Genomic DNA, 15,712 nt, shown 5'->3' on the forward strand with positions numbered 1-15,712 from the left:
TCGAGCTTCGCCGCCGCGCTCAACGAGCTGCTGTACGTCACCGCGGCGCTCGCCTTCGTCGGCGCGGTCTGCGCCACGCTGCTGATCCGCCGCAAGGACTTCCACCGTCCCGGCGACGCCGCGCCCGGGCCAGCCGGGCGCGCGGCGGCACAGGTCGCGGACGCGCCTAACTAGCACGGAGGCCGCCATCTGGCTGTTGGCCCGCTACGGCACCTGCGCCTGACCCGTCGCCTCCGTGTGGGCCCATTCCCGTCCGTCACGCCAGCCCCTCCCGCTGCCTTCCCGGCGCCCGGCCGGGATAACGGGAAAGAAAAGGCCACCCCTGACCGGTCCTTTCTTTCCCGATGATCGGCCTGTCCGGAATGTCCGGTTGCGGGATTCCGGCATACCGGGCATATCGCATCGCCGGGCGCGGCCGGCATGGGCGCGGATATTTTGGTTCAAGAGCTAGGCTGAGGCGCTCGCGGCGATCGCCGCAGGCGTCTGGGTCAGGTCTCGATGATCTCGTATTGGTCCCGGGTGAGGATGCCCTGGACGAAGTCGCCGTCGCTGTCCGCGGTTTGCGGTGCGAAGGCGAACTCGGCCAGGCAGCTCCCGTCGGACCTGGCTTCGAGGACCGTTCCCTTCATTCCGGCCGGGATGGTCCTGTCGTCGAAGATGCTCTCCGCGTCAGCCGTCGTGCGGATCAGGCCGTATTCCCTTGCTGCTGTCAACGTTCAGTCTCCTTGCCGCGATGAGGCAGCACCCATACTGTTGTGAGCCGGGGAACGCTGAGGCCTGACCGGTCTTCGATGAGCCAGCAGGTGACCAGGGTCGCGGGCCTGCCGTTCGGCCCGGTGAGATCGCTGAGAACCCTGTGCGACGGCCCATACGCCGTCTCCCGGGTTTCGGCTACTTTCCCGCGCGCCAGCAGCTCGTCGCAGATCAGTCCGCGCAGCTCCCGTGCCGCATCGCGGCGTCCCTCCGCGTTGTCCACATCGTAGCCGAGTGCACGCCAGCCATCCGCCTTCCCGTTGTTGCCTGGGTGACCTGGATTCAACGAATAATCGCTAAGCTTCCTGCCGTCGAGCTCAGCCAGCTGTACGTTCGGCAGGACGTCTCGGGCATCCGGCAGGTCCCGCACGCTCAGCGGAAGGTCGGCGTCCCGCGTCACCGGTGCAGCCTTGTCCTGACGCTCACCCTCGGTGCCGGTAGCGGCAAGAGAATCGCGGCCCTGATCACCCCGCGGCGTGGCGTCCCCAGGGCCGCGGGCAGCGTACTCGAACTCGACGCGCTGGCGATACGCAAGTGCGAGGCCGATCCGAGTTTCCGCATCCTGCACGATTGCGCGGCCTAGCTGGCGAGAGTCATCGGCGTGCCGCTCAGGGACATCCGCCCCGGAGTCTGCCCCGGTGCCGGTGCCGTCGTATGCGTCCCCGCCGTGAAATTCGCGCGTCGTCATCCCAGCGGATCCGGCGTCGCAGCTCTCAACATCAGGCACGGACGTCAGGCGGAGCCGGTTCGAATCCCGCCGGTAATGCTGGGGGATCCGTGCGGTGGCCGGATAGCGCTCAGGAGGGGTGCGACCCGTCGATCTCACCCCTCCTGAGCTGTAATTTCACTCAGCGATAGACGCTGAATTAGCTGCAGCCGCTGGTCGAGCCGCAGCCTTCGCAGACGTAGCAGCTGCCGGCCGGGCGCATCTTCGTGCCGCAGGTGAGGCACAGCGGCGCGTCGGCGGTGCGGCCCTGCTGGGCCTCGATCAGCTCCGCGGTGCTGTGCGGGCCGCCGCCCGGGCCGACCGCCGGGTGGGCGGCGCCTGCTGGCGTGGCGGCGGGCGCCGCCTGGACGGCGGGACGAGGTTCGCTCGACGCCGGCGACCCGGCCGGAGCGGCGGGGGGTCGCGGAGACGCCACCGACCGTTCGGGAGAAAAAGTGGTTTCCACCGCGGCCGACTGAGCCAGCTCGAGCGGATCCACATCGTCGGCCAGCGTCGCCGGGTCCTGGCCGGAGAGCTGCGCGGCGCGCTCGGCGGCGGACAGGATGCCCAGTTCGGCGCGCTGCTCGTAGGGCAGGTGGTCGAGCGCGAGGCGGCGGAAGATGTAGTCCATCACCGAGCTCGCGATCCGGATGTCCGGGTCGTCGGTCATGCCCGCCGGCTCGAACCGCATGTTGGTGAACTTCGCCACGTAGGACTCCAGCGGGATGCCGTACTGCAGCCCGACCGAGATCGCCATCGAGAACGCGTCCATCACGCCAGCGAGCGTCGAGCCCTGCTTGCCGAGCTTGAGGAACACCTCGCCCACCCCGTCGTCGGGGTAGGTGGAGGCGGTCATGTATCCCTCGGCGCCCGCGACGTCGAACCGGGTGACGGTCGCGGAGCGCTTCTTGGGCAGGCGCCTGCGGACCGGGCGGTGGTCGTGCGGCTCGGCCGCGCTCGGCGGCGCCTGGGCTTGCGGCGCGTCCGGGGCCTGGTCCTCCTTCTTCTTGGCGACGGAAAGCGGCTGGCCGACCTTGCAGTTGTCGCGGTAGATCGCCAGCGCCTTCAGGCCGAGCTTCCAGCCCTCGAAGTAGATCTTCTCGACTTCCTCGACTGTGGTCGACTCGGGTACGTTCACGGTCTTCGAGATTGACCCGCTGAGCATCGGCTGGACCGCGGCCATCATGAGGACATGCCCCATCGGGCTGATCGAGCGCTCGCCCATCGCGCAGTCGAACACCTCGTAGTGCTCGGGCTTGAGGCCCGGGGCGTTGACCACGTGGCCGTGCTCGGCGATGTACTCGGTGATGGCCTCGATCTGCTCGTGCTGGTAGCCGAGGTTTTTCAGGGCACGGGGCACGGTCTGGTTGACGATCTGCATGGACCCGCCGCCGACGAGCTTCTTGAACTTGACCAGCGCGAGATCGGGCTCGATGCCGGTGGTGTCACAGTCCATCATGAAGCCAATGGTGTTGTGACTGACCATGCCGTTCGCGACGTACGTGACGTTGTCTGGGACGGATAGGTCATACGTGGGCTGGACGCCACCGTCCTCGTTGGCCGCGACCTTCTCGAAGAGGTAGTCGAGCGCCCGGCCGAGCCTGTGGTCGAGCGTTTCCTCGAAGATGCGGGTCGCGAGCATCCTGGGGACGCTGCCGGCGTTCTTGTTAAGTGACAGCGTGAGGGCGTTCCGCGATGGATGCCCGGCGGGAACCAGCTCGTTCCACACCTCACGCGGCACGAAGACGTGGTCCTTCTTCGCCGAGGCCCGCGGTTCGAGCTCGGCGATCAGGCTGTCCTTGCGCTGACCGATGAACCCGATCAGCTCCGCGAAGTTGAGCGCGTGATCGACGTTGCGCAGCCGCACCTGGTAGATGTCTCCACCCCAGCCACTTGTCGTCGTCCGCGTGGTCGTGGCCAGGCCCTTGGTCAGCAGCATCGTGCGGACCTCGGCGGCGAAGGACTCGTGCGCCGTTGACAAGCTCGGCACGCCCTCGAGGACCGTGCCGTCGGCCTCGAAGAGGCCACGGAGGAACGCGCTGTAGACCAGCGGGTCGTTCGCCTCGAGGATCGCCGCGGGGATCCGCGGGACCCAGCCCTTGCCGCTGTGATCCTCCGTCGGCAGGCTCTTGGCGAAGCCGGCCGCCTGCCACCACCGCGCCAGCCGGACGGACTGCAGGGTGAGCTCGCGGTACCCCCCTTGCTGGCTGACGACAGGCGCCAGGCCGAAGAGCTCCTTGGCGAGAACGCCGAGTCGCTCAGCCACGTCCAGGTCGGTGTCGGCGACGCACAGCCTGATGCCCTTGGCGTGCAGGCTGCCGTCACCCATGAAGTAGCCGACGACTTCGGCCAGCTCGGGCGTGACAGTGGCCGGGACGCGGACGTGCCGGTCTCCGGTGTAGTACGCCTGGTCCAGGACGGGCAGCGGAACGTCGCGTGGCCCGCCGACCAGCGTGCGCATCTGCAGTGGGAGCAAGTCACCTGGCGCGATGTCGGCCAGCCGCTTCCACTCCCATGCGCCCGTGTCCGAGTTGACCACCTTGACGCGGTGGGTGAGCGTGCCCTGGATCTTGTAGCCGCCTTCGGTCACGATCCGGCGGGTGGGCTCCTCGCCGTTGAGGAAGAACTTCGTCGCCCGGCGCGGCCCCTCATCGGTGGACACGGTGAGGTCGAGATCCTGCCAGCGGTCACCGTACACGTCGCCGATCTCACCAAGCCGGACCAGGCCGCGGTCGGTCGTGATGAGGGTGTCCGGGGTCAGGCAGCCGGTCGGCGCCAACAGGCTGGCCTGCGCGTTCCGGTAGCCGTTGGCTTCGCCGAGCGCGACGCATTCCGTCCAGGTCTCGTTCGCCAGGGCGAGGATCTCGCGATCGAACCTGCCGACCGGGCGGACCCTGGCGCTGGCGTCGGCGTGCATCCGCATGACCCGCTTGTGGGCTGAGGTGTTCCGCTCGTAACCGTCGTAAGGGCCGACGACCCTGGCGAGCTCGGCGGACCGCTTGTAGGCGGAGGCGGTCATCAGCGACGTGATCGCGGCGGCGATCGCCCGGCCGCCCGCGGAATCGTAGGCGTGGCCGGTGGCCATGAGCAGCGCGCCGAGGTTCGCGTACCCGATGCCGAGCTGGCGGTAGGCCCGGGTTGTCGCCCCGATCTTCTCTGTCGGGAAATCCGCGAACGTGATGGAGATATCCATCGCGGTAATGATGAGCTCGGCCATCATCGCGAATCGCTCGGCGTCGAACGTGTCGTCGTCGCGGAGGAACTTCAGCAGGTTGATGCTGGCCAGGTTGCAGGAGGAGTTGTCAAGGCTCAGGTACTCACTGCAGGGGTTGCTCGCGGTGATGCGCCCGGATTCGGGGTTGGTGTGCCAGTCGTTGATCGTGTCGTCGTACTGGATGCCGGGATCCGCGCACTCCCAGGCCGCCTGGGCCATCTTGCGGAACAGGTCCTTCGCGCCGACCGTCTTGATCGCCTCGCCGGTCCGGCGCGCGAGCAGGTCGAAGGGCTTGTCTTCCTCGACCGCCCGCATGAACTCGTCGGACACCCGGACCGAGTTATTGGCGTTCTGGTACTGGACGCTGACGATGTCCTGGCCGCCGAGGTCCATGTCAAAGCCCGCGTCGCGCAGCACGCGGATCTTCTCCTCCTCGCGGGCCTTGGTCTCGATGAAATCCTCGACGTCGGGGTGGTCCACGTCGAGCACGACCATCTTGGCCGCGCGGCGGGTGGCGCCGCCGGACTTGATCGTGCCCGCGCTCGCGTCGGCGCCGCGCATGAAGCTGACCGGGCCGCTGGCGGTGCCGCCCGAGGTGAGCAGCTCCTTGCTCGACCGGATCCTGGACAGGTTCACGCCGGAGCCGGAGCCGCCCTTGAAGATCATTCCTTCTTCGCGGTACCACTCCAGGATGGACTCCATCGTGTCATCGACCGCGAGGATGAAGCAGTTGTGCACGCGCAGGTTGCCGGACAGGTACTCGCCGCTCTCGGTCTGGATGTCGTAGACATCCATGTCCCCAAGCTGCTCGATCCGATCGATCTCAAGCCGCTTGGCCGGCCGGGCCGCGAGCCCTGGCTTGTCGAAGCTCCGCTCTAGCTTGTCCGCCTTAATCGGATCGATGAACCCGATGGCGTCGGCGAACAGCCGCCTGTCGCCCGCGGACTGGATGCGCAGCGTCCAGCAGCCGTGCCGGCCGGAGCGCGCGTCCCGCTTGAAGCCGACACGGGAGTAGACGCCGAACCGCAGGAGGAGCTGCTGCATCCCGCGGATCAAGCGCTCGGAGATCATGTCCACTTCCACGACCGCGGACGCCTGGCGCGGCGATACGAACCCTTCGGCCTGGAAGATGCTCCGCAGGTACGCGGCCACGACCGGAAGCGGCGCCGTGTACAGGTGATCAGGGACAGTCATCTCGGTGCCGCGCTCCAGCAGCTCCCAGCGCTCGACGAACTCCCTGAGGAACTCCCCGTACAGCCGCGTGCGCCGACAGTCCAGGCGAGTGTCCTTCGTCTGAACGCCCCGCTCGTGGCGGTGCACCCCGGGGAAGACCCGGTCGAGCGCGTCCGTGACCCAGTCCAGTTCGGCGTCGGTGACGGTCATGGCCTCGATCGTCAGCCAGCGGTTGGTGCCCGTGTGGCCGACGAAGCCGTCCGACTGGAGCCAGCCGGCGAGCGCCGCCTCGGCGATCTCATACCTGCTGATCTCGCCCTCGCCGTGGCTGTCGCGGCGGTGCCAGAGCAGCCTGTCGCCAGGCTTCAGGTTCGCCGCTGGCACGAAGCTGCCCGTGCCGTCGCCGGTTGACCGCCAGACCAGGTGGTCGGCTGTCACGTCGAGTGCGTACCCGGCCTTGGTGTGCAGCCGTAGCACCTGCTTCACGCCATTCGCCTTCGTGGCCACGATCCGGGTGATCCCGTGCGCGTCATAGACCTTGGTGCCGACCCCATCGTCGTCCACGAGCCTGCCGATGGGGATCAGGCCGGCTGGCGTGCTGACCAGGGAGCCGTACGGCTGGCACGCGCTCACCTGCTGGGGGGAGGACGTGCCGACGTTGAACCAGACCGGTGAGTTGAAGGAGAAGATCTGGTGGATCAGCGCGTACTTGAGCTCGTGGTCGAAGATCTCGGCGTCCTCGTCGGAGGCGAAGTAGCCCTCCTCCCTGCCGGTCGCCGTGTAGACGTTCGTCACGCGGTCGACGAGCTGCTTGAGCGACCACTCGCGCTGCGGCGTGCCGACGGCACCGCGGAAGTACTTCGTGGTGACGATGTTGGCGGCGTTGACCGACCAGAAGTCGGGGAACTCGACCCCGTGCTGCTCGAAGTTGACCGAGCCGTCCCGCCAGTTGGTCATCACGACATCGCGCCGCTCCCAGGTGACCTGGTCGTAGGGGTGCACGCCCGCCGTGGTGCTGATGCGGCGGACCTTCAGGCCCTTGCGGCGGCCCTTGCGCGTTGCCGAACCGCTCACCGTTTCCGTCATTGCTCCCTTTCCCCCTTCGCTACCTGATCCGCCTCAGCGACGTTCCTGCTGGCTGCGCAGCGCGCTAATTTCCTTCTCGAAGTCCTCGAGCGACTCAAAGCCCCGGTAGACCGAGGCGAACCTGAGGTATGCCACCTCATCGAGGTCGCGCAGCGGCCCGAGGATCGCCAGCCCCACCTCGTGGGACGGCACCTCGGCCAGGCCGCGTGCCCTGATCGTCTCTTCCACCCGCTGCGCGAGCATCGCCAGCTGGTCCTCGTCGACCGGCCTGCCCTGGCAGGCACGCTGCACGCCCCGCACGATCTTGTCCCTGGTGAACGGCTCGGTGACGCCGCTGCGCTTGGCCACCATCAAGATGACCGACTCCTGGGTCGTGAACCGCCGTCCGCAGTCCGGGCAGGACCTCCGCCGGCGGATCGCGGTGCCGTCCTCGGCGACCCGGCTGTCGATGACACGGCTATCGGGATGGCGGCAGAACGGGCAGTACACGCGATTCACCTCCTGGCGTTCCGGCTCCTACCCGCGCGAATCGCGGGATATCCACAAGTTATGGAAGAACCACACCCATGTAACTACTAGATGTTGTGGTCCAACGTAGTCGAGAGCGGCCTTCTAGGCAAGCGGTGACGTTCGTCGAAACAGAAATCCCAGGCAGGTGCCGCGCCCGCTCCGCGACCCCGGCGTGTCGGACCCGGTTTCCACCGATCCCTGTTTCCGCACGGCCCGCGCCCGCTCAGCCGCGCGGCACCCAGAGCACCTGGCCTGGCTGCAGCTGATCGCTGGTCAGCGAGTTCAGCTGGAGGATGTCCTGGATGACGAAGCGGGTGTCCGCGTCCGGGTCGTACGCCTCCGCTATCGACCACAGGTTCTGCCCCGGCCGGACCTCGACCCTGGTCACCGCGCGCCCTGGTCCTGCCAGCGCGCCGGAGTGCCCCGTCGCCTGGGCGGCGCCGGCCAGGGCCACGGACAGCGCGCCGATCGCGAGGGCCGCCGCCACCGTGATCACGAGCCGCCCGCGCCTGGTCAGCCGGACCGGGGCCGGCGCAGCGCGGCCCGTCCCCGCCGGGGCCGGGCGTTCCTGGAGCCGCCGCGGCATCTCCTTCCCGTTGGCACAGACCAGCCGGTCCTTCCTGCTGGCATAGACCAGCCGGTCCTTCCCGTTGGCACAGACCAGCCGGTCCCCCGTTCGAACACGGTCGTGGCCGGGGCCGGCCTGCGGGCCGGATTCCTGCGGCACGAGGCGCCCGCCGTCCGCCACGAGCCGAAGCGACGCCGGGCGCGCTGCCCGTGACGCCGGGCGGCGACGGCGCGCCGGCGCCGCCCGGCGTACCGTCCCACCTGCGCCAGGACGCATGGCCGGGCGCAGGGTTCCTGCCGGCTCTGCTGTCATCGCGTTCACGCCCGCCTCTCTGGTCAAACGCTCATTCGATGATACACTAGTTCGATCGTATAGTAGTTCGATCGAACACGGGCCATGCCATCTTTGTACCGCAAGGGTCTGACATTCTGGCGACACGTCGAACAGATGTTTGGTGATAGCGCCTAAAGGGGCTAGGCTCGTATCCGTAAGCGACAACCCGTACTCGGAGGTCCATCCAATGGAAGACACTGACGAACACGGCACGCCCGGGTTCCCGGACGCGCCGGCCCGGCCGAAGGGCAGGCCGGGGCGCAAGCCCAAGGGCAGCGTGCCCGTCGTGGTCATGGAAACGCCGGACAAGCCGGACCCTGATCACGTGCTCACGTGGCGCCAGCGCAAGGTGCTCCAGGTCATCAGGGACTCGGTGCAAAAGCGCGGCTACCCGCCGTCCATGCGGGAGATTGGCGAGGCGGTCGGGCTGACGAGCACGTCCAGCGTCTCCTACCAGCTGTCAACGCTCCAGCGCAAGGGCTACCTGCACCGCGACGTCGGCAGGCCGCGCACGGTTGAGGTCAGGCTGCCCGGCCACCCGGCGGTCCGGCCCGACCACAACCGCGACGACGAAGCGGAACTGCCCAGCGACGGGCTTGACATCCCGTCCCAGGAAGCTGCCTACGTGCCGCTGGTCGGCCGGATCGCGGCCGGCGGTCCGATCCTCGCCGAGGAGCAGGTCGAGGACGTGTTCCCGCTACCCAGGCAGCTTGTCGGCGAGGGCACCTTGTTCCTGCTCAAGGTGGCAGGCGATTCGATGATCAACGCGGCCATCGCGGACGGGGACTGGGTCGTCGTCCGGCAGCAGCCGGACGCGGTGAACGGCGACATCGTGGCGGCGATGATTGATAACGAGGCCACGGTGAAGACGTTCAAGCAAAGCGACGGCCACGTCTGGCTGATGCCGCACAACCCCGACTACACGCCGATCCTCGGCGACCACGCCTCCATCCTTGGCAAGGTGGTGGCGGTACTGCGCCGGGTATGAGGCCGGCCTGGCCGCTGGCAGCACGCGTCGCCGCGGGTCATGCGGCGACGATGTTGACCAGCTTCGGCGGGCGCACGACCACCCGCTGGACACCCAGTCCAGCCAGCGCCCGGGCCGCTCCCGGCGCGGCCAGGGCCAGGTCGCGCAGCTCGTCCTCGCCGATCCCAGGGGAGACCTCCAGCCGGTCGCGGACTTTCCCGTTCACCTGGACCACGCAGGTGACCGTCTCCTGAACCAGGAGAGCCGGGTCCGCGGCCGGCCAGGCGGCCCTGGCCACCGACGCCGCCGCCGGAACCGGCGGGACGCGCGCGCCCGTGCCGCCCAGCGCCTCCCAGCACTCTTCGGCCGTGTACGGGGCGAACAGCGACACCATGACAGCCAGCGCCTCGGCCGCCTCCCGCACCGCGGGGTCGGCCGGGCCTGGGCCCGAGTCGATGGCCTTCCTGGTCGCGCTGACCAGTTCCATCAGCCTGGCCACGGCCACGTTCAGGTGGTAACCCTCGACCTGGCGGGTGACCTCCTCGATCGTCCGGTGCGTCACCCGGCGCAGCTCGCGGTCGCCGGCCGCGGGTGCGCCGCCGGCGTGCGGGGCAGCCGCCACGTCCGCGGCGATCCGCCACACCCGGCCCAGGAACTTGACCATCGCGGTCGGGTTCACATCCGCCCAGTCGATGTCGTCCGACGGGGGCGACGCGAAGATCATCGTCAGCCGGATGGCGTCCACCCCGTACAGGCTCAGCTGCTCCCCCAGGTCGACCCCGTTGCCCAGCGACTTGGACATCGCCCTGCCGCCGTTGATCACCTGGCCCTGGTTGATCAGCCGGGTGAACGGCTCGCCGAACTCCACCAGGCCCATGTCCTGCAGCACCTTGGTGAAGAACCGCGCGTACAGCAGGTGCAAGATGGCGTGCTCGACACCGCCCACGTACAGGTCGACCGGCGCCCAGCGCGCCACGTCCGCCGCCCGGAACGGCCCGTCGGCGTACCGCGGTGAGCAGTACCTGAACTGGTACCACGACGAGTCGACGAACGTGTCCATCGTGTCGGTGTCCCGCAGCGCCGCCCCCCCGCACTTCGGGCAGTCGACGTTCGCCCAGTCCGACGCCGCCGCCAGCGGCGACACGCCGTGCGGCGCCAGGTCGGCCCCGCGCAGGTCCGGCAGGACGACCGGCAGCTGCTCTTCGGGGACGGGCACCTCGCCGCAGGCGGGGCAGTGGATGATCGGGATCGGGGTTCCCCAGAACCGCTGCCGGGACACCAGCCAGTCGCGCAGCCGGTAGTTCACCGCCGCCGACCCCAGCCCGCGCCCGGACAGGATCTCGATGATCCGCGCGATCGCCCCGGCCTTGGACAGCCCGTCCAGCGGCCCGGAGTTCACCAGCACGCCGTCGCCAGGGGTGGCGGTCCCGGTGACCGCCGGGTCCGGCAGGTCCGTCGAGACCACGACCCGGACGGGCAGCCCGAAGCGGCGCGCGAAGTCCAGGTCCCGCTGGTCGTGCGCGGGCACCGCCATGATCGCGCCGGTGCCGTAGTCCGGCAGCACGTAGTCGGCCGCCCAGACCGGGATGCGCTCGCCGTTCACCGGGTTGACCGCGTGGACCCCCAGGAAGACGCCTGTCTTCTCGCGCTCGGTGGACTGCCGCTCGATGTCGGTCAGCTTGCGGACCTGCTCCACGTAGGCGTCGAACTCGGCCCGCTGGGAGTCGGCGCACAGCTCGGCGGCCAGCGCCGAGTCCGCGGCGACCACGAAGAACGTGGCGCCGTACAGCGTGTCAGGCCGGGTCGTGAACACGGTGACCGGCGCGGCCCGGCCTTCGACGGTGAAGTCGACCGAGGCCCCGGTCGAGCGGCCGATCCAGTTCCGCTGCATGGTCAGCACCCGGTCCGGCCAGTTGCCTTCCAGCGCCGCGGCGTCCGCCAGCAGCCGGTCGGCGTACTCGGTGATCTTGAAGTACCACTGGGTCAGCACGCGGCGGATCACCTCGGTGCCGCACCGCTCGCACCGCCCGTCGATGACCTGCTCGTTGGCCAGCACGGTCTGGTCCTTCGGGCACCAGTTGACGTAGCCGCCCTTGCGGTAGGCCAGCCCGCGCTCGTAGAACCGCAGGAACAGCCACTGGTTCCAGTGGTAGTACTCGGGGTCGCACGTCTGCAGCCGCCGCGTCCAGTCGAACGACGTCGCGTACCGGCGGAACGTCGCGGCCTGCGTCTCGATGTTCTTGTATGTCCAGTCGACGGGATGCGTGTCGTTGCTTATCGCCGCGTTCTCCGCCGGCAGCCCGAACGCGTCCCAGCCGATCGGGTGCAGCACGTTGCGCCCGCGCAGGAACCAGTACCTGGCCATCGCGTCGCCGATCGCGTAGGCCTCGGCGTGCCCCATGTGCAGGTCCCCGGAGGGGTACGGGAACATGTCGACCAGGTAGAACCGCTCGCGCGGGTCGTGCGGGTCATCGCTCGCGCGGAACGGCTCGTCCGCCGCCCAGCGGGCCTGCCACTTGTCCTGGACGTCGCGCGGGTCGTACGCTCTCGCCTCGTCGGCGCTATCGGCCGCAGTCATCGTGTCCTCATCCTTGATCGGTACGGCTTGGGCGTGCTCTGCCAACAAAAAAGGCCTCCCGCGCACGAGAGGCAGCCGCGCCGACGACAGAATGGCTCGGCGCGGCTAGCTAAGGAGCAGCCGGACAGGTCGCACCCATCCAGGATACCGTATCCCCCGTCGTCTCGCCGTGTAGCGAGCAAGCACGCTATGTACACGAATCGATAACGCTGGCGTGGCAGTCCGGCAACATTACCCGGGCAGGCTGGGGACCATGAAACCACCGACCTCACCGAAGCGCATCGCCCTGGTCGCCCACGACGACAGGAAAGGCGACCTCCTCGAGTGGGCCGAATTCAACAGGGACATCCTCTCCGAGCACACCCTGTACGCGACCGGCACGACCGGCCGGCTGCTTGGCGACCAGCTGGACCTGCCCGTCACCTGCTTCCAGAGCGGCCCGCTCGGCGGCGACCAGCAGATCGGCGCGCTCATCGCGTCGGGGCGCCTGGACATGCTGGTCTTCTTCTGGGACCCGATGAGCCCGCAGCCGCACGACTCCGACGTCAAGGCCCTGGTCCGGGTGGCGGTCGTGTGGAACATCCCGATCGCCTGCAACCGCACGAGCGCCGACTACCTGATCACCTCGCCGCTGCTCGCCCAGGGCGGTCCCCATCCCACGCACCCGCCGCTCACGGGAACCCGCGCGTAGCCGCTGCCGTCTCCGCTCATCCCGAACGGTCCCGGCCGTCTGCGGCACGCCACCGTGGCTGCCGCGCCGGGCCAGCGGCCCGACCCGGGCCCCCGGGCCCCCGGTCAGGCGCCCGGCCCGCGACCGCAGGATCGTGGGGCTGGAGTGGAACCGGTGTCCGTTCGGGATAACGGGAAAGCCCGGGCCGGACTCAGGCGGAAGCTTTCGCGCGGGCCTGAGCCGGCTCCCAGTCCGGGCGCAGCGGCATGCCCGCGGAGCCATCGGCGTGCAGCTTCACGCCGAGCACCTGGTGCAGCTGGACCACGTTGCGGTCGAAGCCGAGCTGGGAGCCGGCCATGTACAGCCGCCACACCCGGGCCGTGCCCTGGCCCACCTCGGCGACCGCCTCGTCCCAGTGCGCGTCCAGGTTGGCGCACCAGGCGGCGAGCGTCTTGGCGTAGTGCTCGCGCAGGTTCTCCTCGTGCCTGATCTCGAACCCGTGGTCGTTCATCAGCCCGATCAGGTAGCCGGGGCCTTCCAGCTCCCCGTCCGGGAACACGTACCGGTTGATGAAGCCTTCTTTCTTGATCGACGGCCCGGTGTTGTCCGGGCGGGTGATGCAGTGGTTGAGCATCCGCCCGCCGGCCTTGAGCTTGCCGTTGAGGAAGCTGAAGTAGCCGAGGAGGTTCTGCTTGCCGATGTGCTCGGTGAGGCCGATCGAGCTGATCGCGTCGAACCCGGTCTCGCTCACGTCGCGGTAGTCCAGGTGCCGGACTTCCGCCAGGTCCTCCAGGCCGGCCCGCTTGATCGCCTGCTGCGCCCACAGCGCCTGCTGCTCGGACAGCGTGACGCCCAGCGCCTTGACGCCGTACTCGCGCGCGGCGTGCCGGACCATGCCACCCCAGCCGCAGCCGACGTCGAGCAGCCGCATCCCTGGCTTGAGCGCCAGCTTGCGCGCGACCAGGTCGTGCTTGTAGTCCTGCGCCTCCTCGAGCGTTGCGTCCGCGGCCGGGTAGCAGGCGCACGTGTACGCCATCGACGGGCCGAGCACCCACTCGTAGAACCGGTTGGACACGTCGTAGTGGTGGGAGATCGCGTTCGCGTCGCGGCTCTTGGAGTGCATGCGCCCGGACAGGAACCGCCGGTTCACCGGCACCTCCTGCGGGGGCGGCGGGATCCGCGGCAGCAGCACCTTCGGGCCGCCGAGCGCCTGCAGCAGCCGCAGGCGGTCGGCCCAGCCCATGTGCGTCTGCTGGGCGCGGGACAGCCGTGACAGCGCGGTGAACATGTCCCCGTCCACGTCCAGGTGGCCGGACACGTAGGCGCGGGCCAGGCCAAGCGCGCCCGGGGCCTGGGCCAGGTAGGAAACGGCGATGGGCGACCTGACGGTGATCTTCACCGCGGAGCCGGGCGTGCCCGCGCTCGACCCGTCGTACGCCGTGAATTCAACCGGAGCATCCGGGCCCGCTATCGTCTCGAACACCTCAGCCAGCGCCATGTACGTTCCTTCCGCCTTGCGTTTTGCCTTGCCCTGCCTCGTTGCCCCGCTGGCTCGTTCCCACGCGGGCGTCTTAGCGCCTGCGCACGCATTTGTCGTACAGGCTGAGCAGCCGCCCGCCGCCGTCGTATTCGGCCTTGAGCTTGTCGTAGGCCGCCCCGTTGTAGCGGCTGCGGAAGTCGTCGACCGAGTAGAAGGCGGTCGAGTACAGCGACTTGTGCCCGCCGAGCGCGCTGACCTCGTCTTCGACCATCTTGTTGTAGTAGCCGTCGTGTTCGCCTGGCGGCAGCTCGACCGTGCCCCAGAAGCCGAAGTTCACGTACACCTCGCCCGGCTCGAGCGGGTACAGGGGCCAGGCGCGATCGCCGCGCAGCCGCAGCGGGCACAGCCAGACCGGGCTCATCGCCACGTTGCCGGCGAAGAACTGCAGGAACTGGTCGCCGCGGCGGGCGGGGATCTCCACGTCCTGGATGACCATCTCCCGCTGCGGGCGCTTTCTGCCCTCGTAGTACGCGCTGGTCAGGCCGTATTTCTGGTCGATGGCGACCAGCTTCCTGTAGACGTCGCTGCGCCGGTACCTGCGCGGCCACAGCCGGCGGATCGCCATGTTCTGCACGCCGAACGGCCGGGAGCACCAGAACCAGTCGGTGTCCCAGCGCCAGATGTAGTCCCTGATCGTGAGGAAGTCCTCGCGGCTGCGGCGCAGCGACTGGTAGTAGACCTGCTGGCCGGTGTAGTCGCTCAGCCAGGGCGCCTTGTCGCTGTAGGCCCCCACGGTCAGGTAGAGCTCCTTGGTGCTGAACGCGGTGCCGTCGAGGAAGTCGGCGCGATGGCCCTGGTAGCCGCCGGTTTCGGCGATCTCCGCGATCGCCGCCATGCAGCTCTTCGGGTCGTTGAAGGCGAAATGCCGCAGGTGGACGTACGGCTTGACCGGCTCGAGCTCGATCGTGAGGGCGAGGGCGTAGCCGAGCGTGCCGTAGGAGTTCGGGAAGCCGAAGAACAGGTCGCTGTGCTCGTTGTCCTTGGTCGCCGTGACGACCCGCCCGTCCCCGGTCAGGATCTCCAGCTCGGTCACCGACTCGTGCGGCAGCCCGTTGCGCAGCGAGGTCGACTCGATGCCAAGGCCGGTGACGGCCCCGCCGAGCGTGATCGTCTTGAGCTGCGGGACCACGAGCGGCATGAGGCTGTGCGGGAGCGTGGCGTCGCACAGGTCCTCGTACGTGGTCATCCCGCCGACGACCGCCGTCTTGGCGGCCCGGTCCACGTGAATGACGTGGCCGAACGCGGAGACGTCGAGATAGCGGGCGGCCCGCGCGGCCGGCCTGGCGGAGTCGCGGAACCGGAACAGGTTCGACGTCGGCTTGGCGAGGCGGACGGGGACGCCGGGCGGTACCGCGGCGTAGGCATCGCGCAGCCGCGCGACCGCCGCCTCATGAGCCGCGAGCTTCGCGGGCGGCAGTTCCGAGATGCCGGTCACGTGCTCCTCCCTCAGCTCTTCCTGGCGTCCTGCGTGTGCGTCCGGTCCCGTCCGTCCTGTCCGTCCTGTCCGTCCTGACAAGAATGCGCACAGGAGCGTAAACGGGGCAAGGTCCGGGCCGAACACGGCGAACGGCTCAGGCAGTGTATCCCGTCACCGCAGGCCGCCTTGGTCCCGCG

Annotated in this window: 10 protein-coding genes; 2 read left to right on the forward strand and 8 right to left on the reverse strand. The window is 69.0% G+C overall.

Annotation, left to right across the window (positions count from 1 at the left end; genetic code table 11):
* Positions 1 to 488 precede the first annotated feature (488 nt).
* From Q1N79_RS27150 to Q1N79_RS27170, 5 genes are all read right to left on the reverse strand, one after another.
* Entirely contained in the window at positions 489 to 713 is a 225-nt protein-coding gene (locus Q1N79_RS27150; protein WP_300613864.1) for a hypothetical protein, read from the reverse strand.
* Positions 710 to 1,441: a DUF6883 domain-containing protein gene (locus Q1N79_RS27155; RefSeq protein ID WP_300613866.1), complete on the reverse strand. Its 732-nt coding sequence runs from the start codon at positions 1,439 to 1,441 to the stop codon at positions 710 to 712. Before Q1N79_RS27155 ends, Q1N79_RS27150 begins: the two co-directional genes overlap by 4 nt.
* A gap of 178 nt (positions 1,442 to 1,619) precedes the next feature.
* Positions 1,620 to 6,920: an adenosylcobalamin-dependent ribonucleoside-diphosphate reductase gene (locus Q1N79_RS27160; RefSeq protein WP_367185149.1), complete on the reverse strand. Its 5,301-nt coding sequence runs from the start codon at positions 6,918 to 6,920 to the stop codon at positions 1,620 to 1,622.
* A 45-nt stretch (positions 6,921 to 6,965) separates the two neighbouring features.
* Positions 6,966 to 7,421: a transcriptional regulator NrdR gene (gene nrdR / locus Q1N79_RS27165; RefSeq protein WP_300613870.1), complete on the reverse strand. Its 456-nt coding sequence runs from the start codon at positions 7,419 to 7,421 to the stop codon at positions 6,966 to 6,968.
* 244 nt (positions 7,422 to 7,665) lie between these two features.
* Positions 7,666 to 8,190: a LysM peptidoglycan-binding domain-containing protein gene (locus Q1N79_RS27170; protein WP_300613872.1), complete on the reverse strand. Its 525-nt coding sequence runs from the start codon at positions 8,188 to 8,190 to the stop codon at positions 7,666 to 7,668.
* 445 nt (positions 8,191 to 8,635) lie between these two features.
* Between Q1N79_RS27170 and lexA the strand changes: the two genes are divergently transcribed.
* Positions 8,636 to 9,331 carry a transcriptional repressor LexA gene (gene lexA, locus Q1N79_RS27175; protein ID WP_300613909.1) on the forward strand — a complete coding sequence of 232 codons (696 nt, stop codon included), beginning with the start codon at positions 8,636 to 8,638 and terminating at the stop codon, positions 9,329 to 9,331.
* A gap of 37 nt (positions 9,332 to 9,368) precedes the next feature.
* Here the strand turns inward: lexA and leuS are convergent, their stop codons facing one another.
* Positions 9,369 to 11,888, reverse strand: a complete 2,520-nt coding sequence (gene leuS, locus Q1N79_RS27180; RefSeq protein WP_300613874.1) for a leucine--tRNA ligase — start codon at positions 11,886 to 11,888, stop codon at positions 9,369 to 9,371.
* A 253-nt stretch (positions 11,889 to 12,141) separates the two neighbouring features.
* Here leuS and Q1N79_RS27185 point away from each other — a divergent pair, with 253 nt between their 5' ends.
* A complete protein-coding gene (locus Q1N79_RS27185; RefSeq protein WP_300613876.1) occupies positions 12,142 to 12,579 on the forward strand; it encodes a methylglyoxal synthase in 438 nt (145 codons plus the stop codon).
* A gap of 190 nt (positions 12,580 to 12,769) precedes the next feature.
* Here the strand turns inward: Q1N79_RS27185 and Q1N79_RS27190 are convergent, their stop codons facing one another.
* On the reverse strand, positions 12,770 to 14,056 hold the full coding sequence (locus Q1N79_RS27190) for a cyclopropane-fatty-acyl-phospholipid synthase family protein (RefSeq protein WP_300613878.1): 1,287 nt from the start codon (positions 14,054 to 14,056) through the stop codon (positions 12,770 to 12,772).
* Positions 14,057 to 14,129: 73 nt separating this feature from the next.
* Positions 14,130 to 15,533, reverse strand: coding sequence for an FAD-binding oxidoreductase (locus Q1N79_RS27195; RefSeq protein WP_300613880.1), 1,404 nt, complete (start codon positions 15,531 to 15,533; stop codon positions 14,130 to 14,132).
* Between the last annotated feature and the right edge of the window lie 179 nt (positions 15,534 to 15,712).

Origin of the sequence: Trebonia sp. (genome assembly GCF_030042015.1) — a bacterium.
In the GTDB taxonomy this organism is placed as follows: Bacteria; Actinomycetota; Actinomycetes; order Streptosporangiales; family Streptosporangiaceae; genus Trebonia.

Bases quoted from the DNA above. Each gene is read 5' to 3' on its own strand.
- Q1N79_RS27155 (WP_300613866.1), bottom strand. From the start codon at position 1,441: ATGACGACGCGCGAATTTCACGGCGGGGACGCATACGACGGCACCGGC.
- lexA (WP_300613909.1), top strand. From the start codon at position 8,636: ATGGAAACGCCGGACAAGCCGGACCCTGATCACGTGCTCACGTGGCGC.
- leuS (WP_300613874.1), bottom strand. From the start codon at position 11,888: ATGACTGCGGCCGATAGCGCCGACGAGGCGAGAGCGTACGACCCGCGC.
- Q1N79_RS27185 (WP_300613876.1), top strand. From the start codon at position 12,142: ATGAAACCACCGACCTCACCGAAGCGCATCGCCCTGGTCGCCCACGAC.
- Q1N79_RS27190 (WP_300613878.1), bottom strand. From the start codon at position 14,056: ATGGCGCTGGCTGAGGTGTTCGAGACGATAGCGGGCCCGGATGCTCCG.